The organism is Mesorhizobium sp. M4B.F.Ca.ET.203.01.1.1 (assembly GCF_004791025.1).
In the GTDB taxonomy this organism is placed as follows: Bacteria; Pseudomonadota; Alphaproteobacteria; order Rhizobiales; family Rhizobiaceae; genus Mesorhizobium; species Mesorhizobium abyssinicae.
Genome location: NZ_SRUO01000118.1, coordinates 1 through 364 on the forward strand (window position 1 = coordinate 1; position 364 = coordinate 364).

Genomic DNA, 364 nt, shown 5'->3' on the forward strand with positions numbered 1-364 from the left:
GCTCGACAATGATGACTGGCAGAAGGTCGGTCTCAAGGTGCCGCTCATCGTCAACCTGCAGCCGTCGGGTGAATATCTCGGTGAAGATTATCACCATGCCGGTGGCGTGCCTGCCGTGGTGGCCGAGCTGATGAAGGCCGGAATGCTGCCGCACCCCGATGCCCTGACCGTCAACGGCAAGTCGATCGGCGACAACTGCAAGGGGGTCGCCAACGAGAACACCGACGTCATCCGCACCGTGGCCGAGCCGCTGAAGGCCAATGCCGGCTTCATCAACTTCAAGGGCAATCTGTTCGATTCGGCGATCATGAAGATGAGCGGCATCTCGCCCGAATTCCGCGAGCGCTATCTATCGAACCCGAAC

1 protein-coding gene is annotated in these 364 nt (G+C 60.2%); it reads left to right on the top strand.

Features of this window, described 5'->3' with window-relative positions; genetic code table 11:
• The coding region (locus EN846_RS33910) for a dihydroxy-acid dehydratase (RefSeq protein ID WP_189587197.1) at positions 1-364 on the top strand (364 nt) is incomplete at both ends.